We start from the raw sequence: 26,895 nt of genomic DNA on the forward strand, positions 1-26,895 counted from the left end.
CGCTTTTCCATGCCTTCCTATTCTGGTAAAATGGTTTTTGTGTTTTGAAGCGTTTTACGTTAGAATAGCGAATAACAATACTTATCTGTGAGGGTGAAGAGAAGTACGATGAAACCGATCAAGTCGAAAGCTCAGATTGATTATATGAAAGCCAAAACGAAGTTCGAAGAGCGTTCCAAAGTATTGGAAGCTCGCGTAGCCGAAGAACAGAAGAACGCGGAAGTCGAACAAGAGTTGATGGAGCAGCTGGTCGTCGAGACCGGATTCCACCAAGCCTTCAACGAACTGGCCGAAGCGGAGAACGAGCTGATCACGTGGTCGCACGCGACGATCAAGCACGACAAGACCTACAAAGACAACAAGAAGCCGATCGACGAGATGTACGAGAAGCTGGATTCCGATCCGCAGATGCGGGCGAGAATCATCCAATTGGCGCTTCGCATCCGTTAAGCGACTGGCGGGATTCTTCCATATGAGAAGGAAAACACAAAAAGCGTCGAAAGCTGACGCTTTTTGTGTTTATATCCCCGGCGCGGGGGTTAAGTAAAACAGTGGGCAACCCTTACATCATCGCATTTTTCCCTCCCGATCGCCCGTCTCAAAAAAAAGTAAAAAAAACTTTCGAACTGTCGCAACTTTTTTGTAACCTCTAGCGTCTAAGAGATTGAGTGTCAAAACAAGACGCGGAAAACACCCAAGAAACCTCTTGATTTTCCAGACATTGGCCGTAAAACCTGAAAGTTGTGAGCCCTTGTGCGAAAATGGACTTTACGGGGGTTAGCGACCAATGTATAATACGGAAAGCGGGATTGGGCAGCTATTGTCTTGCGCTTACTTATTTATTCTCGTGGTTTTAAGTTTCTGTGATACCCGTCACAGACCTCATTTATACTTAAACCTGCTCAACTCTGGAAAGGGGGTGCAATCAGCTAATGAGTAACATGAGCGAATGCGAACCAATTACAGACAAAAAAAACACAGCAACACTCCAAGGAGGAGAAAAGAAGGTTATGAAGAAAATTGTATCCCTGGCTCTGTCCACGGCTATGGCGTTCTCGATGTTCGCTTCGGTCACTTCCGCAGCAACTCTGACGACGCAAGAGAAATACAACGCACTGGTTACTCAAGGTATTTTCGCAGGTTACCCGAACGGCGAAGCTTACCTCGACAAAGACATGACTCGCGCGGAATTCGCGAAAGTCGTAGCACTGCTGACTGGTCTGGACACTACGGCTACTACAACTAGCACGTACGCTGACCCTAACTATGCGAACGCTTGGTACAAACCTTACGTTGAAGCCGTAACTAAAGCCGGCTACATGAAAGGTACAACGACTGGAACTAAAAAACTGTTCAACCCGAACGGTAAAGTAACAGTTCAAGAAATGGCAGCTACGCTGGTACGCGCAGCTAAGCTGGAAATCCCGACTACAGGCATCGACAACGGTGCGGCTGCTTGGGCTAAAGGCGAAGTACAAGCTGCAATCAACGCTGGCCTGATCAGCAAAACTGCAAACTTCGCAGGCGCAGCAACTCGCGGTCTGCTGGTTGACACAGCTTACGCTTACCAAACAGCTCTGAGCAAACCGGCTGTCGCTTCTTACGACGTGACAGACAACGGCGCGACTGTAGTCTTCACGCTGGCTAACGGCGAGAAAGTAACAGTTAAGCCTACGACTGCTCTGCAGCCGAACGTTGCAACGACTGTAACTTTCAAGTATAACGACTTCGACTACAGCGAGTCCGTAACTTGGAAAGTAACAGACGCAAGCGCAGTAACAAGCGCGTCTGCTTCGAACCTCAAAGAAGTTATGGTAATGTTCAACGGTAAAGTCGACAAGACTTCCGCTGAAAACATCAATAACTACAGCATTCCGGATCTGACAATCAGCAGCGCTGCTCTGTCGGCTGACGGTACAACTGTAACTCTGCGTCTGACAGAAAGTTCGACTCTGTCGAACAACCGTCAAACTACGGTTACTGTAAACAACGTGAAGCAAAGCACGGGTTCGACTCTGATCTCCGGCAAAGCTACCTTCACTCCTTCTGATGTAACGATTCCTACGGTTTCCCAAGTGAACCCGCTGGGTACTGGCGCAGTTGAAGTAGTATTCAGCGAGCCGGTTCAAAAATCGTCGATCACTGTCGGCGGAATCAGAATCGACGGCGCGGCAGTAGCGGCTAACATCACTCCAAGCTACTCGAGCAACTCGGTAATCATCGAGACTCCGCTGAGCGTAGGCGATCACACGATCCGTCTGTCGGGCGTAACTGACTACTCGGGTCTGGTAATGGCTCCGGTTGATCAGAAGTTCACAGTAGTAGCTGATACGACTGCTCCGACGATCACTTCGACAACTTCGAACGATCTGAAAGAAGTAACCGTAACGTTCAGCGAACCAGTTCGCAGCATCGGCAGCGCTTATGCAAACTCGACTTCGTCGACAGCACAAGTATCCCTGTCCGGCAGAACTGCAACTCTGACATTCCCTAGCAACCTGAGCTACTCCGCTAACACGATTACGCTGACTGGCGTAACGGACTACAGCGGCAACACGGCTGCTACACTGACTGCAACTGTAACTCCTACACTGGATCTGACTGCTCCTACAGTAGTTGGTACTTCCGTAGGCGTTGAGAACAACAACTACTATGTTGATGTTCAATTCAGCAAAGCAGTTAACGTTTCGGACAGCACGCTGACTGGTTACGCTCTGAACCGCGACTACTACACGCTGAGAAACACAGCTGGAACAGTCGTAACAGGAACAGGCCTGACAAGCGCGGGTCATCCGGTAACGGCTCCTCAACAAGTCGGAACGAACGGACGCACAGTTCGCGTAACTCTGGGCCCTGTATCGTCGCTGACTGCAGGCAGCTACAAGTTCGAAGTTGCTGGCGTACGTGACCTGACAACAGCTCAAAACGTACTGACTCCTTACAGCACTACAATCAGCCTGACTAAGTCTGCTGACACAACGCTGGATCGCGCTTGGCGTGATGGAGCATGGGTCTACCTGCAATTCTCCGGTACAGTAGCAACTTCGGGTAACGGTAACGCGCTTGAAGCTAGCAAATACCGTCTGGATGGAGCAGGAGCTCCAGCAAACAGTGGTACGACTACAGTTCTTACAGATCGTAATACTGATGTAGAAATCGTGGGCGCTAACACTGTACGTATTTACGCTAGAAACTTCACGAATGCTCCTACTGCACTTGACAACAAACTGGTTGTAGCAAGCTACGTTGCAAAAGCAGACGGAACTTACTTCACGTCCAACGGTCGTGATGGACGAGTAGAAGCTACTGCAACAATCAGCCCTAGCAATAGTTCGATCACAGTTTCCAACACTCCAGTTGTGAACAGCGATCGTCAGATCGTCGTAACATTCAACACTCCAGTTACTAGCATCGACAGAACAAGCGTTGGATTCACTCCAGCAGGTTCTACTACTGCAATCGTACCTACTTCGGTAACGATGAGCGACAACAACAAAACGGCTACGATCACACTGCCGTCTTCGACTTCGTTGTCCTTCGCAACTGGTCAACTGACCATTGCAAACGTAACTGATCAGTTTGGTAACAGAGGTGCCGTTAACCAACCAATCAGCAACAACGCCAAACCAGTTGCTAGCTCTGCTACAGCTACTGTAACGAGAACTAGCGACACTGCAATCAGCGTCTTCATTCCAACAACTAGAGAGGTAACTGTTGTTGATGGTAGCAGTACCGCAACTCGCAACCTGTTCCAAGCTAGTGTTGGAACAACAGCGGCTGTAGCTGCTAGCCAAGTGAGCGCAACTACTGGTGGTATTACCGCTACATTCGCTGTACCAGCTGGAACTGCATCGACTACTTCGGTATACGTTGAGTTCAACGGAACAGCGAATGCTACAACTAAGCTGGTTGTTGCTAAAGATGCTGATGCTACTCCAGCAGGAACATTCAGTGTTACAGGAACAGCTGGAACATACACAGCTCCTGATACTACTGCTCCTACAGCTACTGCAGGTACGCCTAACAATGCTACTACTCTGGCTGTAACATTGAACGAGGCTGCTACAGTAACTATTGGCGCAGTAACTGGTGGAGTAACTGGCGTTACTGTAGCTCCTGCAAACGGAACTACAACGACTCCTACATTCACAATTGCAGGAACTCCTGCTGATGGTGCCACGTTCAAATTCACTGTAACTGATACAGCGGCAGCAGCTAACGCAAGAACTTATACTGCCACTTACGCTACAGCTACAACTAACTGGACGCTGACAACTGCTCAGTAATCTTTCGACTAGCTTTTAAGAAAGAACCCCGGGACGCCGGGGTTCTTTTTTTGTTTTGTTTGACACTACCCTGCCTAATCAGTTAACATTACAACCGAGGATGGAATCACTAGCCTTTTCCCTACCGGAAAAGGTTCGTTTTATGTATACGGGAAATTTTTATCGCGAAACATAGGGAGGTACACGCTTATGTCTCTTCAAGGACGGCGTTTGTTTACATCCGAATCCGTGACGGAAGGTCATCCGGATAAGATCTGCGATCAGATCTCCGATGCGGTATTGGATGCATTTCTCGCTAACGATCCGAACGCGCGCGTGGCGTGCGAAGTATCGGTAGCTACGGGTCTGGTTCTCGTTATCGGCGAGATCAGCACCAAATCGGAATACGTGGATATTCCGGCGATCGTGCGTCAGACGATCAAGGATATCGGCTATACGCGTGCCAAATACGGGTTCGACTACAATACATGCGCGGTGCTGACTTCGCTCAACGAGCAGTCGGCGGATATCGCGCAGGGCGTGAACTCCGCTCTGGAGACGCGCGATCCCGAGCAGATGAAGCTCGAAACGGAAAACATCGGTGCCGGCGACCAGGGACTCATGTTCGGCTTCGCGTCGAATGAGACGCCGGAACTGATGCCGCTTCCGATCGCGCTCTCTCACCGCATCGCCCGCCGCTTGGCGGAAGTGCGCAAAGACGGCACGCTCGAGTATCTGCGTCCGGACGGCAAGACGCAGGTCACGATCGAATACGACGGCGACAAGCCGGTTCGCGTAGACACGATCGTGGTCTCGACGCAGCATGCCGAAGAGATCACGTTGGAGCAGATTCAGCGCGATATCAAAGAGCATGTCATCTTGAACGTCGTTCCGGCCGAACTGCTGGACGACGAGACCAAATACTTCATCAACCCGACCGGCCGCTTCGTTATCGGCGGACCGCAGGGGGATGCGGGTTTGACCGGCCGCAAGATCATCGTCGACACGTACGGTGGGTATGCCCGTCACGGCGGCGGCGCGTTCTCGGGCAAAGACCCGACGAAGGTCGACCGTTCCGCGGCTTACGCGGCGCGTTACGTGGCGAAGAACCTCGTGGCCGCAGGCCTTGCGGACAAGTGCGAGATTCAGCTCGCTTACGCGATCGGGGTCGCCAATCCGGTATCGATCAGCGTCGATACGTACGGAACCGGCAAAGTCAGCGAAGAGACGCTGGTGAAGCTCGTACGCGAGAACTTCGACCTGCGTCCGACCGGCATCATTCGCATGCTGGATCTTCGCCGTCCGATCTACAAGCAGACCGCCGCGTACGGCCACTTCGGCCGTACCGATCTGGATCTGCCGTGGGAACGTACGGATAAAGCGGAAGAATTGAAAGCTCAATCGGGGCTGTAAGACTCCCGTTCGAGCGCTAAACAGAAGGCTCGGCCGTTTACGCGGTCGGGTCTTTTTGTCGTCCTTTTCTGCCTGCTCGCCTAATTTTTCCCGCTTCTTAACCGATATAAATAAAGATTAGTTATCGCTCAATGACTTCAAATGCCGGTAATCGGTGCAATTGGGCAGTCGAGAGGGGAGACTGGACGAACATGAAGAAACGAATGGCCGTCGCGGTGGTCGGCGCGCTGCTGATCAATCTGCTGGGGCCCGGAGTCTGGGGAGAAGAACATTTTTCCGGGAAGATTTATGCAGCCGCTGCCAAAGCTTCGGCCGCTGTACAGAGCTATTCGCCGACGAATAAAACGCAGGGCGTTTCATTGACGCCGGGGCTGTCGCTGACTTTCGACCGCGCGGTGCAGAAGGTCGGAACGGATACGACCAAAGGCTTTACGGTAAAACGGCAGAACGATAACCAGACGGTACTGAAAGCAGCGGTCGATCCGGCGGATATTTCTTCCGACGGTCTGCGGGTTACGCTGCGAACCGGCAGCTTGACGCTCGATCCGAACACCAGCTATTACGTGTTGGCGGACAGCGGCGTATTGGCTCCGGTACTGACTGGAGCGGAAACGTCCGGCGGGGTAACCGCCGACGCGTGGACCGGCATTAGCAGCGCGCTCACTTGGACGTTCAAGACCGGAGCGGCTGCCGATACGACGCCGCCTACGTTCGTAAGCAGCTCGCCGGTCAATACGGCGGTCGGCGTGAAGCCGGATGCTCCGTTAGGATTGTCTTTCAGCGAAGCCGTTGCGGCGTCGGAAGGTTCGATCGTGATCTACGAAGCCGATACGATGACCAAAGACAGCGCCGGAGCGATGAAGCTCTCCGTGCTGTCCGACGAAGTCACGGGACTCGGCACGTCGAACGTGAAGATCTCGCCTAAGGCTTCCGGCGGACATACGCTCAAAGCCGGGACTCGCTACGGCGTGCATATCGATGCGGGCGTTTTCGCCGATCTGGCCGGTCTGCCGTACAATTCGGCGATCGACTGGACGTTTACGACCGAATCGCTCAATAACGTACCGCCGACCGTCGCGGCTCTTAGTCCGCAAGCGGGCCTTGCGGGCGCGCCGACGGCGGGTACTGCGAAGATCACGTTCTCCGAACGCGTAACGCCGAAGACCGGAACGCTGTACATCTACCGGCTGAACGACAGCCAACAAGTCGCGGCTCTGCCGGTAGCGGGCGCGACGATGGATACGGCAGGAACGACGGCTTCGCTGAATTACTCGGGCTTGGCGCGCGGAACGTCTTATTACGTGCTGCTCGATCCGGGCAGTTTCTTGGATGTGGACGGTACGGCTTTCGCGGGCATTCAAGCGGTCCGGACATGGACGTTTACGACGACCGGCGATGCGCTGGCGCTGTCGGGACTCACTCCGGCTGCCGGCACGACGGGAGTCGCGGCAGGCAGTCCGCTGCAGATGACGTTCAGCCGCGTCGTCTATCCGAACGCGGGCGGAACGGTCACGATCACGCGCAATGACGGTTCTACGGATTCGTTCGCGATCAATTCCGCTCAAGTCACCGGAGGCGGAACCAATACGCTGAACATCACGCCGAAGACGCCTCTGGTCACCGGCTATACGTATACCGTGACTTTGAGCAGCGGAGCGCTCGGCGATTCGGAAGGCAATAACTTCCCGACGGCGAACGCCGGCCTGAACTGGTCGTTCTCGACGGTGGTGGATACGTCGCTGCTTCAGATCTACTCGCTGACGCCGGCGGATCGCAGCACGGGCGTCGCGACCGATTCGGAGATCCGCGTACGCTTTAATCGCAGCGTGGCGTTGGCGGACGCCGCGGGGATCACGTTGAACCGCAGCGGCGGTTCGAAGGTCGCCGCAACGGCCAAAGTCAGCTCGACCAACAATCGGGACATCGTGATCACGCCAACCGCCGCTCTAAGCGGCGACACGCCGTATTACGTCGATATCGCGAACGGCGCGGTGGTGGATCTGTCGAATCCGGGCATCCGCTTCGCGGGCTTGTCCGGAGTGGCACTATGGAGTTTCCGCACGGGCGTGATCGATAAGTCAGTGCCGGTTATTCAGAGCGCCGCGATGAGCGGGACGACTACGGTCCGTTTGACGTACAACAAACTGTTGAATTCGACGTACACCCCACTCATCTCCAGCTACAAAGTGACGGTCAACGGAGACGCGCGAGTTCCGACTTCCGCCTATATTTCCGGCGATAGCGTGTATCTCACGCTCGACACCGGTATCGCGGTAGGACAAGACGTCAAAGTCACCTATGATCCGGGTACGCGCCCCGTGCAGGACGCGTCCGGCAATCTGGCGGCGGCGCTGTCGCTTTATACCGTCACGAACGGTCTGGATACCGCGCTGCCGAAGCCGCGCGAAGGAACGGCGTACACGAACAGCATTACGCTGGTCTTCCCGAATGGGCTGCAATACGTGAGTCCGACATCGAACGGAGTCAATCAATTCAAAGTTACGGCAGACGGCAATCCGATCACGGTCAGCAGTTATTCGACCGGCGGGCCGGTACTCTACCTCACGCTCGCTTCGGCGGTGCCGTCGGGTTCGGCGGTCAAAGTCAGCTACGACGCCGGCACCAACCTGCTGCGCGATTCGAGCAACCAGATGATCTCCGGATTCGGCGACTTCAGCGTACGCAACCTGCTGGATACGCGTCCGCCGCAATTCGTCTCCGCATCGCTGGGCGACAAGACGCTGACGCTTATTTACGACGAGCCGTTGGCGACGAACAATCTGCCGGCGAACAGCCAGTTTTCCGTGCTGTCGTACGGAGCGCCGGTCTATGTGACGGGAGTCAAGACGGACGGCGAGAAAGTCGTTCTGACTTTGGCGTCCGCCCTGATCGCGGACGGTAACGTGAACGTCTCGTACGTGCCGGGCGCGCTTCGCCTGACCGACTTGAACGGCAACGCGGCCGCGACGCTGAATATGGTGAGCGTAGGCGCGGCTTCCGGAGCAAGCGGCATCAGTGCGGCGACCGTGCAGAATACGCAGCTTCAAGTCACTTTCACGACGCCGTTGTCGGCGCTGAATGCGTCGGCTTTCACTCAATTCACGGTATTGGCGAACGGAGCTTCCGTGCCGGTAACCGCAGCCGCGGCGACCGGAAGCACCTTGACGCTGACTTTGGGAACGAGCGTCGCGTCCGACCAGACGGTTCAATTGAGCTATACGCCGCCTGCCGCGGCGGCTAACGGATTAAAGAGCGCTTCGGGCACGACGATTCCGGCGTTCACGAAGATCGCGGTCAAGAATCTGGGCGGTACGGCGACGACGACTCCGGGCACGACGACCGGGGACGCCACGATTCTGGATCAAGAAGTATTCGGCAAAAAGATGCTGATCCTCGATCCTAAAAACGCGACGTCCACCAGCGATCTGTCGGCGTACAACTCGGCGACGCATCTGTACAAGATCGACGGCGCGGCGTTGAAAGCCGCGTTGGCGCAAGCCGCTTCGCAAAACGGGCTGAACGGCGCCGTCGTCTTCCAAGTTCCGGACACGGATGCTTCGGCCAAAGTCAGCGTGCCGGTCTCCGTGCTCCAGACGGCTTATGCGAGCAGTCCGAACGGATCGTTCGCCGTACGTTACAAAGACATGATGTACGAGCTTCCGCTCAAAGAAGCGTCCGCGTTGACCAAAGGCGTCACCGACCAGACCGGATTGGTGATCCAAATGGAAGGCGTGCCGGATTCGGCAGCTTCGAGACTGCGGGTTCAGGCGTCCGCCAGCGGGGCTAACCCGATTACTTCGGCACTGGCGGATTATCGGTTCAAGCTGACGGATACTTCGTTCTTCGCGGGCGACGCCGACGCGACGGTCAAAGGCATCTATCGTCTGAAATACAATCTGACGACGCCGACCACCCGCACTTCGGTCGTGACTTTCCCGTCCAATGCCGAACGTCCTTCGTTCGTGCCGACCTATGTATTGACGCAGGATAAGGGCATGGTGCTCAGCGGAGAACTGCCGGGCAGCCAGATCCTGATTCCGGTGACGTCCACGTTGGCGTTCCAAGACGTCGCCAATCACTGGGCCGGAGACACGATCAACGAATTGGCGGCCAAATATATTTTGGATGCCAATACCTCGACGATGTTCCAACCGAATCAGGCGATCACCCGGATGGAATTCGCGAACATGCTGTACCGGGGCCTCGGCCTGACCGGCGACACGTCGGCGGCGATGCAGTTCAGCGACTTGACCCGCAGCAGCAAGAACGTCGACGGCGTCGGCGCGGCGGTCAAAGCGGGAATCATTACCGGTTACCCGGACGGCACGTTCCGACCGGATAATCGGATCACCCGCGAAGAGATGGCGATCATGATGGTCCGCGCGCTCGATTACGCGGGCGCGGACATCTCGCTTAGCAGCAGCGCGAGCCAAGTGTTGTCGTCCTTCGCCGATCGCTCCAAGATCAAATACACCGACGAAGCGGCCAAAGCCGTCAAAGCGGGCGTCATTCAAGGCGGAAGCGGAGGCAAGTTCAATCCCCAGGGCAACGCGACGCGCGCCGAAGCTGCCGTCATGCTGAAGCGCGTGCTGCAAAAAGCCGGTTATCTGAATTAAAGCTCTTTCGACTCTTGATCGAAAGCCGAAAACGATCATTTCTTCTAACAATTTGAAGAGATGATCGTTTTTTCTCTTTTCATTTTCCCCAAGTGGGGTAGAATGGGTAGTTGTGATTGTTTTTTACCGAAATTGCAGTAACTTTTGCGTGCCGTTTCAGTCTATTACAATAGTGGCGTATATCGGCTTACAGAAAGGCAGTCAACCATACGCGAACGAATCTGTACAGATAGGGAGCGAAACCGAACATCATGAATAAGCAATTCAGCAAGACGTTTAAAGCAGGCAGAAAGTGGATGATCGCGGTGTTGGCCGGGGCGCTGACCGTGCAGCCGCTGGCGGTACCGGGTTGGGGAGCGCTGACGGGCGTTCGTTCAGCCGTCGCGGCGGAAGCCGTGTCGATCAGCAAGACGGGAGAAGACATCATCACATCCGGAGCGAAACTGCTGAGTTATACATATTCCGTACCTCGTTCGGGCAAGACGGCGACCGGTCTGGCAAGCGTCGTGCAGGTCGATTTGACGAACCCTTATGTCAAGTTGGACGTGATGACCGGGCGGGGAGGCAAATTCACGACCCTTCAGACCGTGAGCGGAATGGCCAAAGAGACCCAAGCGGTCGCGGGAGTGAACGGGGATTATTTTAACACGGCGGCGGACGGCGCTCCGATGGGCGCGCAGGTATCGGACGGCGTGCTCATGTCCAGCCCGTCCGAATTGAACGGCATGTATGCCTTCGGCGTAACCAAAGGGCACAAACCGCTGATCGACCAGTACAGCTTCGCCGGTACGGTGAAGGCGGCGGACGGTTCGACGTTCGAACTGGCGGGAATCAATCAGGCTTCTTACATGACGGAACCCGACAAGACGCTCAGCCATGCCGATGCCATGTACATCTACACCGACGCATGGGGCAATGCCGAGCGGCCGAAGAACAGTTCGACGACGCCGTCGGAAGCGCTGGTGGAGAACGGCGTGGTCACGCAGGTCTCGCAGGGCAAAGCTTTGCCCGGAACCGTACCGGCCGGCGCTTATATTCTGCGTGCCCACGGCAAAGCGGCTTCTTATATGAAGGATCATCTGACGGTCGGCGCGAAGGTGCAGACCGATTACAGCTTGGTCTCGAAGACGACGGGACAGCCGCTCGATCCTTCGTCGCTCGAAGTCATGATCGGCGGACATACCATTCTGGTCGATAACGGCAAAGCGGCGGCTTTTTCGCGCAGCACGAGTTCGATCGGAGGTTATCGCGCGCGAACGGCGGTCGGTTATTCGCAGAGCGGACAATACGCGTATATCGTGACGGTGCAGGATAACGCCGCGAGCAGCGGCATGTCGCTCGCCGAACTTCAGAACTTCATGGTAAGTTTGGGGATCTGGAAAGGCATCAACCTCGACGGCGGCGGTTCGACCACGATGGTGACGCGGCCGCTCGGCGAGCAGCAGGCGCAGCTTACGTTTACCACCGAATACGGCGGACAGACGCAGCGCGCGGTCGTCAACGGTCTCGGCGTCTATACGACGGCTCCGGCAGGCCAGCTCAAAGGCTTCGCGATCAGCGGGAAAAAGCAGCTCTTGATCGGAGAGACGGCGACTTACGGCGTCAAAGGTTACGATACTTACTATAATCCGATGACGGCATCGGCGATCAGCCCGACATGGAAGCCGAGCAACGCCAACGTAGCGGTCAGCGGGAATACGATCACGGCGAAGAAGGCAGGCAAAGTCACCTTGACCGCGAGCAGCGGCGGCGTCAATACGACGCTTCAAGTCGAAGTGCTGGGCGCGGATTCGTTATCGGCTCTAAGCCTCGGAGCGACTTCGGCTCCGCTGAAAGCGGGAGCTTCGGTGCCGCTGAACGTAAACGCCACGTTGAAATCCGGCGGTACGGTGAACGTGGACGCGTCTTCGTTGAACTGGGAATTCGTCGGATTCAAAGGCAGCGTCAAAGACGGCGTGCTGAACGTGACTTCGGTCGATGCGGGCGCTCAAGTCGGTTATGCGATCGCGAGTTACGAAGGCTTCAAGACCATGCTGACCTTGACCAATGCCGCCGAGACCGATTGGGAGAACTTCGAGAACGCGACTTATCCGGTGACGTTCACGGGAACGCCATCGGGAGTGACCGGTCAGGCGCAGATCAAAGCGGGATCGGACAGCCACGCGAATTCCAAAGTACTGCGGATCGATTACGATATGACGGCGGGAACGGGCAACAAATACGCGTATGCCAACCTGAACGGTTCGTCCGGCAAGACGTTGACTTCCGGAGCCAGTTCGATGAGCCTCGACGTGCTGGGCGATTCCAGTTACAACTGGCTGCGCGCCGAAGTGGTCGGAGCCGACGGCAAGACCGTGTACGTCGATCTGGCGAAAAGCGTGAACTTTACCGGTTGGAAGACGCTGAACGTCAATCTTAATCAATACGGGAATATCGCCTATCCGGCCAAGCTGAAACGAATCTACCTCGTCAATCTGGCCGAAGGTCAGGACGAACGGTCCGCGAGCGGCGCGGTCGAGATCGACAACATCAAGACGTCCGCGCCGGCCGATGCCGGTTCTTTAGGACTTCCGTCCGGCATCAAGGCGAATATGACGGTAGGCTCGAAGACTTTGCAGGTCAACGGCAAGTCGAGCGCGATGGACGCGGCGCCGGTCGTGCAAAGCGGATCGACGTATCTGCCGGTCAAATATATTACCGATTCGTTCGGCGGCGCTTCCGGTTGGGACGCCAAAACGGGCGCGATTACGGTCCGCCGCGGCGATCGGCTGCTTGTCTTAAACTTGAATAAAAAGGACTATATTCTAAACGGAGTTCGTAAAACTTCGACTTCCGCTCCGATTAGCGTATCAAATAGGACTTTAGTCCCGGTTAGACTGGTTTCCGAGCAGCTTGGACTTCGTGTAAAATGGGAACAAGAAACGAAGACTGCGACTATCGAGTCATGATACGATAGGTTCTGAACGATCACCGACCTTATGCCTTCTATAGAGAGGGCTTTACAGGGTGTACGCCGGAGAGAATGGAGTCGATTTTGCCCGTGGATTTCCAAGCGGATGCTTTAGACCGAGTCATTAAGAATGCCATTCAGGTCGTTGAGGACAGCAAGTATCAAATATTCGAGATATTGGACCAGTCGAGAGCGGAACTCAATTCGCTCACCGAAGAACTCCAGAAAGTCGTTCAAGAGACTTCGGATACCGCCGACAAAGTCGACGATCTGGAGAAGAAATTCCGTCTTTCCCGTATCCGGCTCACGGAAGTGAGCCGGGATTTCGTCAAATATACGGAGCAAGATATTCGGCAGGCCTATGAACGGGCGACGCAGTTTCAGTTGGAGCTGTCGGTATACCGGGAGAAGGAGGCTTATCTGCGGGCCCGGCGCGACGAGCTTCAGCTTCGCGTGCGCAATACGATGAATTCGATCGAACGCGCGGAGACGCTCGGCTCGCAGATGAGCGTCGTCACCGAATACCTGTCCGGCGGAGAAGTCGGACAAGCCACCAAGATGCTGGAGTCTGCCAAGACCCGCCAGATGGTCGGGCTGAAAATCATTTTGGCTCAGGAGGAAGAACGCAAGCGCATTTCCAGGGAAATTCACGACGGTCCGGCGCAACTTATGGCTAATCTTGCGCTTCGGACCGAGATCGTCGAACGCATGCTGGGCAAGCAGGAGTACAGCCGCGTTCAAGAAGAAGTGGCGGACCTCAAGAAACAAGTGCGTTTCAGTCTGGAAGAGATCCGCAAAGTCATTTTCAATCTCCGGCCCATGGCACTTGACGACCTCGGATTGATTCCGACGCTTCGCAAGTACACGCGCGACTACGAGGATAAAAACCGGATTCGCACCGTATTCGAGACGAGAGGCAAAGAGTACCGGCTCTCTTCCGCGATGGAGGCTGCCGTCTTCCGTTTGATTCAGGAGGCGCTCACCAACGCGGCCAAGCACGGGGAGCCTTCTCATGTCGTCGTCGAGATTGCCTATCAGACGCAGCTTGTCAAAATCTCGATTCGGGACAACGGACGCGGCTTTAACACGGAAATCTTGGAACAAAAGGCGCATCAGCATGCGCACTTCGGTTTGATTGGAATGCGGGAAAGAGTCGAGCTGCTTGAGGGAAGAATGGAGATCGAATCAGCCGAGAATCAAGGAACCAAAATCGTGATCCATATCCCGACGAATGTAGAAAATGGAAAGGGGTATGAAGATGGAGAGCATGAACCCGGAGCAACTTAAAATTAAAGTGCTTTTGGCTGACGATCACCAGTTGTTCCGAGAGGGATTGAAGCGCATTTTAAACATGGAGGAGGACATCGAAGTCGTGGGCGAATGCAGCGACGGCATCCAAGTGCTGGAATTCTGCAATCATAACTCCGCGCCCGATGTAATCCTCATGGACATCAACATGCCCAACGAGAACGGTGTCGAAGCGACGGCAAAACTCCGCGAGATTTTCCCGGACATCAAGATCATCATGCTGTCGATCCACGACGATGAAAGCTATGTCTTCGAGACGCTGCGCAAGGGAGCCAGCGGGTATCTCTTGAAAGACATGGAAGCGGAATCGCTGATCAACGCGATTCGAAGCGTAGCCGCGGGCCACGCTTATATTCATCCTAAAGTGACAGGCAAGCTCATTCAACAGCTTCAGCGCATGACGTTCGTCAACGAGCGCGGCGCGATGTTCGACGGCATGCAGGACGAAGAAGCCGGCGTCAAGTTCATCGGCGGCGAAGACAATCCGCTGACGCGCCGCGAAGCCGAAGTGCTGCGTCTCATGTCGGAAGGCAAAAGCAACAAAGCGATCGGCGAATTCTTGTTCATCAGCGAGAAAACGGTTAAAAATCACGTCAGCAGCATTCTGCAGAAGATGGAAGTCGAAGACCGTACGCAGGCCGTCATTAACGCGATCAAAATGGGCTGGGTCACGCTGTAACCGGCGAAGCCGCCTTCAATCCATGAACGAAAGTAGGGAATTGATATAAGGTTCCCGCTGCCACGTCGCAACAAAGGATGTTTTTGTTAATGTCTGGAAAGTGAAGAAAATAACGTGAATCCAGGCGCTTTGCAGGCGACCCGGCGGGATAAAGTGAAGCACACTCTTTATACGCTCATTAGAGCGAAAAGGGTGTGCTTTTTTGCATGGATTTTCAAAAAAAATGTAGAAAGGCGGAATGAGAATGAAAGCGGCCTTGTATGCGGCGGGAGATCGGAGCGGGTTGAACGTGAGAATGACGTTGGACGCGACCGTGGATCGGGAATGGTGGAAAACGGAATCCGCGAGCGGAAGAAGCGGCGGAAAAATAACGTTCGTGCCGATCTCCGGCGGAATGCCGCTGCAGTGGGCGGCTCGGCTGGCCGGGACCAAGCTACAAGCGGAGGCGGCGAACTGGGGAGACGAACAGTGGGAGCGATGGTTGAAAAAGCGATTGGCTTTCGCGCTAAAACGCGAAGAACCGGCCGGGATCGCGGAGTTGTTAGGCGTGCGGATGCGGACGAATCGGGGCGAAGAAGCGCAAATCGAGGCTCGCGGAAAGCAGCGGCAAAGTACCGCATGCGGGATCGAGACGTTGGCGGCAAAAGCGGATCGTCTGGCGCGGCTGTTGGAAGGCCGTTCGCTGCTGCGCGGGGAACTGGAATCTCTGTTAAACGATCGGGCGCCGGAACTGGCCGCGGATTGGAGAAGCGCCGCGCAGCTGGCGTATCTGCAAGGGAAGGTTAGGTTGCGCGCAGGCGTAGAACGGCCGGAGGGTCGTCCCGCAGAAGCAAACGCCGGAGAAGCGCGAAGCGGATTGCGCCGGCGCGTCCGGCTGCCGGGCAAAAGCGGAGCGCGTCAAGCGGCCGCGCAGATCTGCGCGCGCTGCGGCAGCGCGGCTCCGGGCGTTCGCTGCGCCGCCTGCGGCTCGGCGGACTGCGCCCGATGCGAAGCGTGCCGCACGCTCGGGCGCAGCCGCTCCTGCGAACTGCTGGTGCAGGGCGCGCCGCGAGTCAGGCGCGGCGGCGATGCGGCCGCCTCGAGCTCGGCGGCGGATCTGCCGGAAGCGCGCGCGAGACTGGCGCGCTGGAAGCTCAGCCCGGCCCAGACGGCGGCGGCCGAGCTGGCGCTGCGGTTTCTGGAGCGGGAACCGCGGCGCGGCGGGGCCGGGAAGCTCGCGAAGCAGAAGTTGAGCGAGCGGACTGCGGGAGGAAAACGCGGCGAAGACGGATACGGTCGAGCCGGTGCGGCGAGAGGAGCCGCAGGGATAAGCCGAGACTTCCTCCTCGCGGATCGGTACGCGCGGGAAGGCGAAGCGGGCACGCCGAAGAGCGCGAGCCGCGGCGGCACGGATCCGAGTGCAAATCCGAAAAAAAGCAGCCGCTCCATAGAGCCGCATCCGAGAAGCGCGGGCAGCCGCGAGGAAGGCTTAAATGAAGGTACGAAACGAGGCGGCATGCATATGGAACCGCATCCGATGAGCAGCGCCGGCAGCCGCGACGTCTCCACTTGGACGGCGGCGGATCCGGCCAGCCGCTTTCTGCTCTGGGCGGTGACCGGCGCGGGCAAAACGGAGATGCTGTTTCCGCTGATCGAGAGCGTTCGCAGCCGCGGAGGCCGGGTAGCGGTCGCGACGCCTCGGCGCGACGTGGTGCTGGAACTCGCGCCGAGGCTGCGGCGCGCTTTCCCGGACGAAGAGATCGTCGCTTTGTACGGCGGCAGCGAAGAGCGCTGGCGGAGCGGCGAGGTCGTGCTGGCGACGACGCATCAACTGCTGCGCTTCGCGCGCGCTTTCGATCTCGTCGTGATCGACGAACTGGACGCGTTCCCTTTCCACGGCGACCCGATGCTCGCCTACGCGGCCGAAGCCGCCCGCGCTCCCGGCGGGCGGACGGTCTACCTGTCCGCCACTCCGCCGCCCGAACTTCAACGGCTCGTCCGCTCTGGGCGCGTAGCCTGCGCCAAAGTCCCCGTCCGCTACCACCGGCACCCGCTGCCGGTGCCGGAACTGCTGCGCACGCCGCCGATCGCGGACTTCGTGCGCGCCGGCAAAATTCCGCCTTCGCTGCTGCGCCGCTGGCGGGCTTCTCTGGCCCGCGGCGCTCAAGTCTTCGTCTTCGTGCCGAAGATCGCGCTGGCGGAGCCGCTGGCCGCGCTGCTGCGCCGCGCTTTCAAGAACGTGCCGGTCGGGGCGACCTCTTCGCGCGACGAAGACCGCGCCGGCAAAGTCTTGTCCTTCCGGTCCGCCGACCTGAGGATGCTGGTCACGACTACCATCCTCGAACGCGGCGTGACCGTGCCGCGCAGCGACGTGTACGTCTTGGACGCGGACAGCGGCCTGTTCGACGAAGCTTCGCTCGTTCAGATGGCCGGACGCGCCGGTCGTTCGGCCGACGACCCGGCAGGGGCGGTCGTCTTCGCCGCCTCGCAGAAGACGCGCGCTCAATCCGGCGCGCGCCGTCAGATCCGCCGCATGAACCGCTTGGCCCGGCCCTACCTGCTGCCGGAAGCGAGAAGCTCTTCGCGAATCTTGCGGCTGCCGATGTTCCGGCAGGCCGCGAGCGCGCCGAAGCGTCGGTCCTCCACGCCTACACCTGCGCCGCCGAGACCGCCCGCCGCTACGGCCCCGCTGCCCGACCTTCGGGGCGGCGCCCGTAAGGACGGCGGCTCTCAGCCGTCTTGTACGCCGCCTGGACAAAGCCCGAACGGAGGCCGTCGATGAGCGGCCGAATTTCGCCGTCGGCTCTCCTGCGCCGCCTGCTCATGCCCGTCTCGGAGGCCTGCTTATCCTGCGGCCGTCCGCTCGCGTCCGCTTCGCAGGGAGAGCTTCCGCTTCTGTGCGGGCGCTGCGCGGATCTTGTCCGGTGGATCGAACGGCCGCGCTGCCCGATCTGCGGCCGGGCCCACGGCTGTCCGGACTGTCTGCGTCCCGAAGCGAGGCATCGGGCATTCGTGCTCAATCGAAGCGCCGCCGTATACGATACCGCGATGCGCCGCTGGATCGCCGAATACAAATACGGCGGCCGGGAGTCTTTCGCGGATCCTTTTTCGGTCATGTTGGAGAGAACGTATCGCCGGATGCGCCGCGAGTTGTCCGTACAGGAAAAAGACCGGGCGCGGGGGCTTTTCTATAGGAAGAGAAACGGATGGAACGCGGACCTCGTCACATGGGTACCGGTCAGCGAACAACGCTTGGAAGAGCGGGGATTCAACCAAGCGGAGTTGGCCGCCAAGCGAATGGCGCTCCGGCTGCGGCTTCCGGCGGCCGAACTGCTGACGCGGAACGTGCATACCGAGAAACAAAGTTTCAAGTCCCGCGCCGAGCGTCTGCACAATCTGGACGGCGTTTTTTCCTTGATTCCTAATTTAGACCCCGGGGACTTTAAGAAATGGGACCTTGTAGGAAATTCAAAACGCCCGGGAGGGCCTTTTCCTATTCGGGTCCTGTTGGTCGACGATATTTACACGACCGGAACGACGGCCGCGGTTTGCGCGTCCGCGCTCCAATCGTTGGAAAACGTGTTCGCTCGGCCCGTGCTTGTCTACGTTTTGACATTGGCCCGCTCGTAAATTCGCTTGTAATCGTTTCGCGATCCGTTAAAATGGTAGAAGTAGACAGACTCTTATATATAGAAAACGGTATCCGATATATAAGTAAGGGACTGTAGCAACTTAACATCAAGGAGGCGCCCCCGCTATGAATCTGGCGAACTGTCCGCGCTGCGGCAAGGTTTTTGTCATGAATTTTAAAGGAATCTGTACGAATTGCATGAAAGACATCGAAGCCGAATACGAAGCTTGCGTCAAATATCTGCGCGAGAACCGGGGCGCCGATATGCAGGAGTTGTCGGACGAAACGGGCGTGACGGTCCGGCAGATCACGACTTTTATCCGCGAAGGACGCATCTCGATCGCCAATGCGCCGAACATGTCTTATTCTTGCGAAGTCTGCGGAACGCATATTCGCGAAGGAAATATGTGCGAGTCCTGCCGCAGCAAGCTGACGGGAGATCTCAAACAAGCCGCGCAGGTCAAAGCGCATGACGATAAGAAGGCGGGCGGAGGGGCCTACAAAGCCGTCGACCGTTTCCGAAACGACTAAAAAGTCTGCGTCGCTTTACCCAGCAATAGGAACAGCGAAACAAAAATAGTCCAAATTTACGCTTGACAATTTAATTTTTTTCTCATTTTTGCTCTAAACAATGTTTGAATAGGCGCCGATAAACTTACTATAAGCTTATCGGTGCTTTTTCTTAGCCAAAACAAATAACAGAGACATCGAAAATATATATCTTATCAGGAGGTTGACCATACTTATGAAGATCAACGAAACGAACAGAGTGGCTGCCCTTAACCCTTACCAACGTACCAGCGAGAACCAACGTACCGAAGAAACCAAGAAGTCGGCCCGCAAAGATGAAGTCACGATTTCACCGGAGGCGATGGAGATGCTGCAAGCAGCGAAGAAACCGGCCGAAAGCGAGCGTGCTGCCCGCATTCAAGAATTGAAGCAGCAGGTATCGGCAGGCACTTACTCGGTAGACGCAAATAAAATTGCCGAAAAACTCTTACCTTTTCTTGCGGAATAACCGATAAAGGTTATAACGGAATGGGGGACTTTTTCAAAAGCCCGGCAGGTCCGGCGTTTTTGAGAAAGTCCTCTTTTTAAAATATTCGGAAAGAAAGGTGAAGGATCTTGTCACTCAAGCAGTTGGTCGGACAGCTGGAACAGCTGAACCTTTCCCATATTGAAATGATCGAAATCGCGGAGACGAAAAAAGAAGCGGTCATCAAAAACGACATCGACACATTTATCGCAACCATGAATCGGGAGTCGAAGCTGCTCAAGCGGATTCAGGGAGAAGACGATCTGCGCGCCGAATTGGCTTATGCTTTTATGCAAGAGCGCGGAATCAAATCCCGGTTAAAGCTGACGATCGCCGAAATTTCGCGTCTTGTTTTCGATCCGGACGAGAAACGGGAACTGCTCGACGTGCATGCTCGCCTTTCGGAAACGCTGCATCGTCTTAAAGCGATCAACGAGACGAACAAACAGTTGATCGAACAGGCGCTGTCGTTCATCGACTTGTCGATGGAACTCATGGCGCATCGGCCGGACCAGGAAGTCACCTATCAGCACCCCGGCGCGAAATCTTACGGCTACGGCCAATCGGGCATGTTTAACCGGCGCGGTTAACCCAGTAAAAGGAGAGAACTTATGACATCGACATTCCATTCTCTGGAAACGGCTAAACGAAGCCTGTACACCCAGTCGACGGCGCTCAGCACGACGGGGCATAATATCGCAAACGCCAACACGGCCGGGTATTCGCGTCAGGTTGTCAAAATGCAGGCGACGAGCGCGTTCGAGGTTCCGGGCCTTCGCAACTGGACGAACGCCGGCCAGCTCGGCAGCGGCGTAGAAGTCACTTCCATTTCCCGCGTACGGGATTCTTATCTCGACGATCAGTTCCGGGGCGAGAATTCCGGTCTCGGCGGCTGGACGGTTCGTCAAGAGACGCTGAGCAAGCTGGAAGCGATCGTGAACGAACCTTCGGACACCGGCCTCAGCGCGGTCATGAACAATTTCTGGTCGGCTTGGTCCGATTTCAGCAAAGACCCTCAAGACATCACGAACCGCAAGATCATCAAAGAAACGACGCTGGCGATGACCGACTCGCTCAATCAGACGGCCAAACAGCTCGATGCCATGACGACCGATATTACGGCGAACATCAACTTGAAAGCGACGGAGATCAACTCCCTGCTGCAAACGGTGGCGGATCTGAACGTAGGCATCAAGAAAGTCGAAGACATGGGCAATAACGCCAACGATTTGAGCGACCAACGCGATCTGGCGATGGATCAGCTCTCGAAGATCGCGAACGTTACCGTGACGAAGCTGGATACGGGCTATCAGGTAACGCTCGGCGGCAACGTGGCGGTAGCGGGGGCGGCGGTCACGCCGGTAACGGAAGCCAGCTTGAAAGCCGCTTACGACGGCGGCGCGCTGAACAAAGGCGAAGTGTACGGCATGTTCGTCTCGCGCGACGATTACGTCGTCGATTACCGCAACCAGCTCAACACGCTCGCGAACACGATGGCGAACGGCCAGTTCGAAGTCACGCTTCCGGCAGGCAGCGTCATCCCGGACGGCACGACGCTGAACGTGGTTAACCCGGACGGCACGACGACGGCCAACGTGTATTCGAACGCGGCGAACAATCGGACGTTGGGCAGCGATCTCAAAGTCAAAGTCGACGGCATCAACGGCCTGATGAAAATCGGCTACACGATCGACGGCTCGACGCCTTCGGCCGGCGTGGACTTGTTTACGGCCGGCGGAAGCGGCGGCGCGATCACGGCCGGCAATATCACTTTGAATCCGCAGATTCAGAGCAACCCGAACCTGATCGCGTCTTCTTTCCGGGTGACGAATCCGGGCGCGACCAGCGAATCGGTCGTCAAAGGCAACGCCGGCCTGGCCTTGATCATGGCGGATATGAAAAGCACCCGTTTCGACTTCGGCAGCGCGGCTTCGACTCCGGTGACGATCGACGACTACTTCAGCTCGATTACCGGGCAGCTCGGCGTTCAGTCGAAGGAAGCCTCCAGACAGGCGCAGAACTCTAGCGATCTGTCTTCGCAGGTGGAGTCGCTGCGCCAATCGACCAGCGGCGTATCGTTGGACGAAGAGATGACGAATCTGGTCAAATTCCAACAGGCTTACAACGCCAGCGCCCGCTTCATGACGACGTTTGACGAAATGCTCGAGAAATTAATCAACGGCACCGGCACGGTCGGCCGCTAATCTTAGGGGAGGAATAATCAGATGACCATCCGGATGACGTCCAATATGATGAGCTCCACGCTCCTCGGCAGCTTGAACCGCAACCTGTACAATATGGATAAATTGGAGGGCCAGATTTCTTCGGGCCGCAAGATCAACAAACCTTCCGACGATCCCGTCGGCGTGACTTACGCGCTGCGTTACCGTTCCCAGCTTGCCGGCAACGAGCAGTTCCAACGCGCGACGGACTCGGCGCAGAGCTGGCTCGACGAGACCGACAGCCAAATGGGAAGCGCGGGCGACGTAATGACGCGGTTGAAAGAGTTGATGGTGCAGAGCAGCAGCGGTACCTATTCGACTTCCGATATGCAATCGGCAGCACTTGAAGTAGAGCAGCTCAAAAAGCAGCTTGTCGATATCGGAAACAGCAAATTCGGCGGCAAGTTCATTTTTAACGGGGAAAACTATGGTTCGATTCCTTATCCGACCGATGCCAGTACGAATTATTCTCAGGTTTCTACAGACGATTCTTCGGTTAAATACGTAATCGGGGAAAATATTCAGTTTCAGATTAATACAACCGGGAACGACTTTTTCGGCAAAGTCGGAGAAAGCGATAATGTATTCGGTTTGATGGACAATGTTATCGCGGCCATGAAGTCGGGCGATTCGGCTGCCATCTCGTCGGAAATGGCCGGCGTGGAGCTTCGCACCAACAAGATGCTTGCCGCTCGTTCGGAAGTGGGCGCCCGTACAAACCGGGTCGAATTGGTCAACAGCCGTCTTAAAGACCAAGAGACCAATACGACGACTTTATTATCCAAAACGGAAGACCTCGACGTTGCGGCAGCTCTGATCAAAGCCACCAGCGCTCAAACCGTTTACCAAGCGGCGTTGAAATCTTCTGCGAATATCATGAGCAGTTCTTTGGTTGATTTCATGCGTTAATTCGAAGGAATATTGAAATTCAAGAATCAAAAGGATAATCTGAGGCTATGGACAGCAGTCCGTGGCCTTTTTTAAATTCCGAAGGAGGATCTTTATGGTACAAATTCAAACTGTGCATTTGGGTGAACTGACCGTTAGCCAAGAAGATATCATTACGTTTCCGAAAGGTATTCCGGGTTTCGAAGAAGTCACGGAGTACATTTTATGCGACGTAGACGAGACGTACAGTTATCTGCAGGCGGTTAATCAAGCCGAGTTAGCTTTTATCGTGACGGATCCTTTTTTGCACTTTCAAGACTACGAATTCGAACTGTCCGAGGAATTGATTAAAGATCTTCAGTTGTCGGAAGAAAAAGGGATTGCGGTGCGCTGTATCGTTACATGGAATAGCGATCCTTCGCGTACCACCGCCAATCTGCTGGCTCCGATCATTTTTAATATTTCCGATCGCATTGCTCGTCAGATCGTTTTGCAGAATACTTTCTACCAAACCAAACAAAAGTTGAACGCTACCTCTGCTCAAGAAGGCGGTGAATCCTGATGCTGGTACTCTCCAGAAAAAAAGGCGAATCGATCGTGATCGGCGACAATATCGAATTGACCGTTCTTTCCGTGGAAGGCGATACGATCAAATTAGGGATTAAAGCCCCCAAAGAAATCGATATCATGCGCAAAGAGATTTTGGTCTCTGTACAAGAAAACAACCAGGATGCTGTGGTCGATCCGAAACTTATCATGCAAATGGTAAAAAAATCGGCGCAATAAAATAGAAGAAAACGTTAAAAAACCTATAAAGTCTTCTCTGAAACCGACGATATATATATCAGGGCAGGGAAGTCGAAACCGACAACGACAAACATCTCTCCCGACCTAACCACACGGACGTGGGAATCAACCAATTCAGGGAGGAAACAAATCATGATTATCAACCACAACTTGCAAGCCGTCAACACGCACCGCAACATGGGACTGAACAGTGCCGCAGCCAGCAAAAACATGGAAAAACTGTCTTCGGGTCTGCGGATCAACCGCGCGGCCGACGACGCGGCGGGCCTGTCGATTTCCGAAAAAATGCGCGGACAAATCCGCGGTCTGGAACAAGCGCAGCGCAACGTGCAGGACGGCATCTCGTTCGCGCAAACGGCTGAAGGCGCGATGAACGAAGTCAGCTCGATGCTCGGCCGCATGAAAGAACTGAACGTACAGAAAGAAAACGGAACGTACAGCACGGGCGATAAAGATAACATCAATGCGGAACTGAATGCTCTGGGCTCGCAAATCGACGCGATCATGACGAACACGAAGTTCAACAACATCGCGATCACTTCCGACGTGAAGATTCAAGCCGACGACAACAGCTTCCAAATCACGATCAAAGGCGTGCAAAACAGCGGCTTCACCGGTCTGGGGTCGGGCTCGAAGCTGTCGAAGATCAGCGACGCGATCGAGAAGGTGGCAACGCAGCGTTCGAACCTCGGTGCGGTACAGAACCGTCTGGAGTACACGTCGAACAACTTGGGAACGACAGTGGAAAACCTGACGGCATCCGAGTCGCGTATCCGCGATACCGACATGGCGAAAGAAATGGTCGCACTGTCGAAAAACAACATCTTGCTGCAAGCTTCGCAATCGATGCTGGCACAAGCGAACCAATCGCCGCAAGGCGTTCTGTCCCTGCTCCGTTAAGATTCAACTTTTCGTCGAAGGCCTGCTGCCTAGCAGGTCTTTTTTTATTTTGTTTTTTTTGTAAGTTGCTCTTCAAAATCCCGGCTGCACCGTCGATAAATTAAGTAGGAAGAAAAGCTTCGGGAATAAAGAAAAGAGCTTGGACTCCAAACACCACACGGATGTGGGAATCAACCAATTCAGGGAGGAAACAAAACAATGATTATCAACCACAACTTGCAAGCCGTCAACACGCACCGCAACATGGGACTGAACAGTGCCGCAGCCAGCAAAAACATGGAAAAACTGTCTTCGGGTCTGCGGATCAACCGCGCGGCCGACGACGCGGCGGGCCTGTCGATCTCCGAAAAAATGCGTGGACAAATCCGCGGTCTGGAACAAGCGCAGCGCAACGTGCAGGACGGCATCTCGTTCGCGCAAACGGCTGAAGGCGCGATGAACGAAGTCAGCTCGATGCTCGGCCGCATGAAAGAACTGAACGTACAGAAAGAAAACGGAACGTACAGCACGGGCGATACAGATAACATCAATGCGGAACTGAAAGCTTTGGGTTCGCAGATCGACAGCATCATGACGAACACGAAATTCAACAACATTGCCATCACTTCCGACGTGAAGATTCAAGCCGACGACAGCAGCTTCCAAATCACCATCAACGGTGTGGATAACAGCGGCTTCACCGGTCTGGGGTCGGGCTCGAAGCTGTCGAAGATCAGCGACGCGATCGAGAAAGTGGCAACGCAGCGTTCGAACCTCGGTGCGGTACAGAACCGTCTGGAATACACGTCGAACAACTTGGGAACGACAGTGGAAAACCTGACGGCATCCGAGTCGCGTATCCGCGATACCGACATGGCGAAAGAAATGGTCGCACTGTCGAAAAACAACATCTTGCTGCAAGCTTCGCAATCGATGTTGGCACAAGCGAACCAATCGCCGCAAGGCGTTCTGTCCCTGCTCCGTTAAGATTCAACCTTTCGTCAAAGGCCTGCCGCTCGGCAGGCTTTTTTTCGCTTTTTAACTTCCTTTTGCTATTCATATTTGCAGATAGAAAGTCGATAAATTAAGTAGGAAGAAGAGCTTGGTCGTTATACGGACAGCTTAGACTCCGAACACCACACGGACGTGGGAATCAACCAATTCAGGGAGGAAATAAAACAATGATTATCAACCACAACTTGCAAGCCGTCAACACGCACCGCAACATGGGACTGAACAGTGCCGCAGCCAGCAAAAACATGGAAAAACTGTCTTCGGGTCTGCGGATCAACCGCGCGGCCGACGACGCGGCGGGCCTGTCGATCTCCGAAAAAATGCGCGGACAAATCCGCGGTCTGGAACAAGCGCAGCGCAACGTGCAGGACGGCATCTCGTTCGCGCAAACGGCTGAAGGCGCGATGAACGAAGTCAGCTCGATGCTCGGCCGCATGAAAGAACTGAACGTTCAAAAGTCGAACGGAACGTACAGCACAAGCGATACCTCGAACATCAACTCCGAGTTGAAGGCGTTGGGTTCGCAGATCGACAGCATCATGACCAATACGACATTCAACGGTATCAAGATTACTTCGAGCGTTGCTATTCAAGCCGACGATTCTACTTTCCAAATCACAATCAGCGGCGTATCCAGAACAGGCTTCAGCAACTTGAGCGCCGGCACTTCGTTGTCGAAGATCAGCGACGCGATCGAGAAGGTGGCAACGCAGCGTTCGAACCTCGGTGCGGTACAGAACCGTCTGGAGTACACGTCGAACAACTTGGGAACGACAGTGGAAAACCTGACGGCATCCGAGTCGCGTATCCGCGATACCGACATGGCGAAAGAAATGGTCGCACTGTCGAAAAACAACATCTTGCTGCAAGCTTCGCAATCGATGCTGGCACAAGCGAACCAATCGCCGCAAGGCGTTCTGTCCCTGCTCCGTTAAGATTCAACTTTTCGTCAAAGGCCTGCTGCCTAGCAGGTCTTTTTCATTTTCAAAAGTTCTAGCTAGAATTTGCTGATTTACTCTTCAAAAAGACAAGATGCTGACGATATATATATCAAGGCAGTCACATGCCGCAACTCACCACACGGACGTGGGAATCAACCAATTCAGGGAGGAAACAAATCATGATTATCAACCGAAAAAAAAAAAACAACAAACCTGATTCCTTAATTTTCTGCGCTACCTGCCTGCTCTTGCTAACTCGGCAACAAC

At 55.3% G+C, this 26,895-nt stretch carries 19 protein-coding genes; all 19 read left to right on the top strand.

Going from position 1 to position 26,895, the window contains the following annotated elements; translation table 11 throughout:
• Nucleotides 1-108 precede the first annotated feature (108 nt).
• The 19 genes from CDO73_RS24555 (at nucleotide 109) to CDO73_RS24645 (ending at nucleotide 26,622) form a co-directional block, all read left to right on the top strand.
• Nucleotides 109-450: a hypothetical protein gene (locus CDO73_RS24555; protein ID WP_088491133.1), complete on the top strand. Its 342-nt coding sequence runs from the start codon at nucleotides 109-111 to the stop codon at nucleotides 448-450.
• A 560-nt stretch (nucleotides 451-1,010) separates the two neighbouring features.
• Entirely contained in the window at nucleotides 1,011-4,286 is a 3,276-nt protein-coding gene (locus CDO73_RS24560) for an S-layer homology domain-containing protein (RefSeq protein ID WP_218821642.1), read from the top strand.
• Nucleotides 4,287-4,475: 189 nt separating this feature from the next.
• Nucleotides 4,476-5,678 carry a methionine adenosyltransferase gene (gene metK / locus CDO73_RS24565; protein WP_088491135.1) on the top strand — a complete coding sequence of 401 codons (1,203 nt, stop codon included), beginning with the start codon at nucleotides 4,476-4,478 and terminating at the stop codon, nucleotides 5,676-5,678.
• A 191-nt stretch (nucleotides 5,679-5,869) separates the two neighbouring features.
• On the top strand, nucleotides 5,870-10,294 hold the full coding sequence (locus CDO73_RS24570) for an Ig-like domain-containing protein (protein WP_179218828.1): 4,425 nt from the start codon (nucleotides 5,870-5,872) through the stop codon (nucleotides 10,292-10,294).
• A gap of 251 nt (nucleotides 10,295-10,545) precedes the next feature.
• Entirely contained in the window at nucleotides 10,546-13,242 is a 2,697-nt protein-coding gene (locus CDO73_RS24575) for a stalk domain-containing protein (protein ID WP_088491137.1), read from the top strand.
• Nucleotides 13,243-13,334: 92 nt separating this feature from the next.
• Entirely contained in the window at nucleotides 13,335-14,531 is a 1,197-nt protein-coding gene (locus CDO73_RS24580; RefSeq protein WP_088491138.1) for a sensor histidine kinase, read from the top strand.
• Nucleotides 14,503-15,231 (top strand): response regulator, encoded by a 729-nt coding sequence (locus tag CDO73_RS24585; RefSeq protein ID WP_088491139.1) that lies wholly within the window; start codon nucleotides 14,503-14,505, stop codon nucleotides 15,229-15,231. The genes CDO73_RS24580 and CDO73_RS24585 overlap by 29 nt, the downstream gene beginning before the upstream one ends.
• Nucleotides 15,232-15,475: 244 nt before the next feature.
• Entirely contained in the window at nucleotides 15,476-17,992 is a 2,517-nt protein-coding gene (locus tag CDO73_RS27285) for a DEAD/DEAH box helicase (RefSeq protein ID WP_256972839.1), read from the top strand.
• A complete protein-coding gene (locus tag CDO73_RS24595; RefSeq protein WP_088491140.1) occupies nucleotides 17,989-18,840 on the top strand; it encodes a ComFC family protein in 852 nt (283 codons plus the stop codon). Before CDO73_RS27285 ends, CDO73_RS24595 begins: the two co-directional genes overlap by 4 nt.
• Nucleotides 18,841-18,967: 127 nt before the next feature.
• The gene (locus tag CDO73_RS24600; protein ID WP_088491141.1) at nucleotides 18,968-19,372 is read left to right on the top strand and encodes a TIGR03826 family flagellar region protein; all 405 of its coding nucleotides are present in this window, start codon (nucleotides 18,968-18,970) and stop codon (nucleotides 19,370-19,372) included.
• Nucleotides 19,373-19,586: 214 nt separating this feature from the next.
• On the top strand, nucleotides 19,587-19,859 hold the full coding sequence (flgM, locus tag CDO73_RS24605; RefSeq protein WP_088491142.1) for a flagellar biosynthesis anti-sigma factor FlgM: 273 nt from the start codon (nucleotides 19,587-19,589) through the stop codon (nucleotides 19,857-19,859).
• A gap of 107 nt (nucleotides 19,860-19,966) precedes the next feature.
• The gene (locus tag CDO73_RS24610; RefSeq protein ID WP_088491143.1) at nucleotides 19,967-20,467 is read left to right on the top strand and encodes a flagellar protein FlgN; all 501 of its coding nucleotides are present in this window, start codon (nucleotides 19,967-19,969) and stop codon (nucleotides 20,465-20,467) included.
• A gap of 21 nt (nucleotides 20,468-20,488) precedes the next feature.
• The gene (flgK, locus tag CDO73_RS24615; protein WP_088491144.1) at nucleotides 20,489-22,081 is read left to right on the top strand and encodes a flagellar hook-associated protein FlgK; all 1,593 of its coding nucleotides are present in this window, start codon (nucleotides 20,489-20,491) and stop codon (nucleotides 22,079-22,081) included.
• A 21-nt stretch (nucleotides 22,082-22,102) separates the two neighbouring features.
• Entirely contained in the window at nucleotides 22,103-23,008 is a 906-nt protein-coding gene (flgL, locus tag CDO73_RS24620) for a flagellar hook-associated protein FlgL (protein ID WP_088491145.1), read from the top strand.
• Nucleotides 23,009-23,102: 94 nt separating this feature from the next.
• Nucleotides 23,103-23,549 carry a flagellar assembly protein FliW gene (fliW, locus tag CDO73_RS24625; RefSeq protein WP_088491146.1) on the top strand — a complete coding sequence of 149 codons (447 nt, stop codon included), beginning with the start codon at nucleotides 23,103-23,105 and terminating at the stop codon, nucleotides 23,547-23,549.
• A complete protein-coding gene (gene csrA, locus CDO73_RS24630; RefSeq protein WP_088491147.1) occupies nucleotides 23,549-23,773 on the top strand; it encodes a carbon storage regulator CsrA in 225 nt (74 codons plus the stop codon). The genes fliW and csrA overlap by 1 nt, the downstream gene beginning before the upstream one ends.
• Nucleotides 23,774-23,926: 153 nt before the next feature.
• Nucleotides 23,927-24,694, top strand: coding sequence for a flagellin N-terminal helical domain-containing protein (locus CDO73_RS24635; protein ID WP_088491148.1), 768 nt, complete (start codon nucleotides 23,927-23,929; stop codon nucleotides 24,692-24,694).
• A 198-nt stretch (nucleotides 24,695-24,892) separates the two neighbouring features.
• Nucleotides 24,893-25,660 carry a flagellin N-terminal helical domain-containing protein gene (locus CDO73_RS24640; protein WP_088491149.1) on the top strand — a complete coding sequence of 256 codons (768 nt, stop codon included), beginning with the start codon at nucleotides 24,893-24,895 and terminating at the stop codon, nucleotides 25,658-25,660.
• A 194-nt stretch (nucleotides 25,661-25,854) separates the two neighbouring features.
• A complete protein-coding gene (locus CDO73_RS24645) occupies nucleotides 25,855-26,622 on the top strand; it encodes a flagellin N-terminal helical domain-containing protein (protein WP_088491150.1) in 768 nt (255 codons plus the stop codon).
• Nucleotides 26,623-26,895 lie beyond the last annotated feature (273 nt).

The organism is Saccharibacillus sp. O23 (genome assembly GCF_002205895.1).
Classification (GTDB): domain Bacteria; phylum Bacillota; class Bacilli; order Paenibacillales; family Paenibacillaceae; genus Saccharibacillus.

Coding starts and splice junctions, on each gene's coding strand:
- CDO73_RS24570 (WP_179218828.1), top strand. CDS start 5,870: ATGAAGAAACGAATGGCCGTCGCGGTGGTCGGCGCGCTGCTGATCAAT.
- flgL (WP_088491145.1), top strand. CDS start 22,103: ATGACCATCCGGATGACGTCCAATATGATGAGCTCCACGCTCCTCGGC.
- CDO73_RS24575 (WP_088491137.1), top strand. CDS start 10,546: ATGAATAAGCAATTCAGCAAGACGTTTAAAGCAGGCAGAAAGTGGATG.
- CDO73_RS24600 (WP_088491141.1), top strand. CDS start 18,968: ATGAATCTGGCGAACTGTCCGCGCTGCGGCAAGGTTTTTGTCATGAAT.
- CDO73_RS24645 (WP_088491150.1), top strand. CDS start 25,855: ATGATTATCAACCACAACTTGCAAGCCGTCAACACGCACCGCAACATG.
- CDO73_RS24595 (WP_088491140.1), top strand. CDS start 17,989: ATGAGCGGCCGAATTTCGCCGTCGGCTCTCCTGCGCCGCCTGCTCATG.
- CDO73_RS24555 (WP_088491133.1), top strand. CDS start 109: ATGAAACCGATCAAGTCGAAAGCTCAGATTGATTATATGAAAGCCAAA.
- CDO73_RS27285 (WP_256972839.1), top strand. CDS start 15,476: ATGAAAGCGGCCTTGTATGCGGCGGGAGATCGGAGCGGGTTGAACGTG.
- CDO73_RS24640 (WP_088491149.1), top strand. CDS start 24,893: ATGATTATCAACCACAACTTGCAAGCCGTCAACACGCACCGCAACATG.
- csrA (WP_088491147.1), top strand. CDS start 23,549: ATGCTGGTACTCTCCAGAAAAAAAGGCGAATCGATCGTGATCGGCGAC.
- fliW (WP_088491146.1), top strand. CDS start 23,103: ATGGTACAAATTCAAACTGTGCATTTGGGTGAACTGACCGTTAGCCAA.
- flgM (WP_088491142.1), top strand. CDS start 19,587: ATGAAGATCAACGAAACGAACAGAGTGGCTGCCCTTAACCCTTACCAA.
- CDO73_RS24560 (WP_218821642.1), top strand. CDS start 1,011: ATGAAGAAAATTGTATCCCTGGCTCTGTCCACGGCTATGGCGTTCTCG.
- metK (WP_088491135.1), top strand. CDS start 4,476: ATGTCTCTTCAAGGACGGCGTTTGTTTACATCCGAATCCGTGACGGAA.
- CDO73_RS24635 (WP_088491148.1), top strand. CDS start 23,927: ATGATTATCAACCACAACTTGCAAGCCGTCAACACGCACCGCAACATG.
- CDO73_RS24585 (WP_088491139.1), top strand. CDS start 14,503: ATGGAGAGCATGAACCCGGAGCAACTTAAAATTAAAGTGCTTTTGGCT.
- flgK (WP_088491144.1), top strand. CDS start 20,489: ATGACATCGACATTCCATTCTCTGGAAACGGCTAAACGAAGCCTGTAC.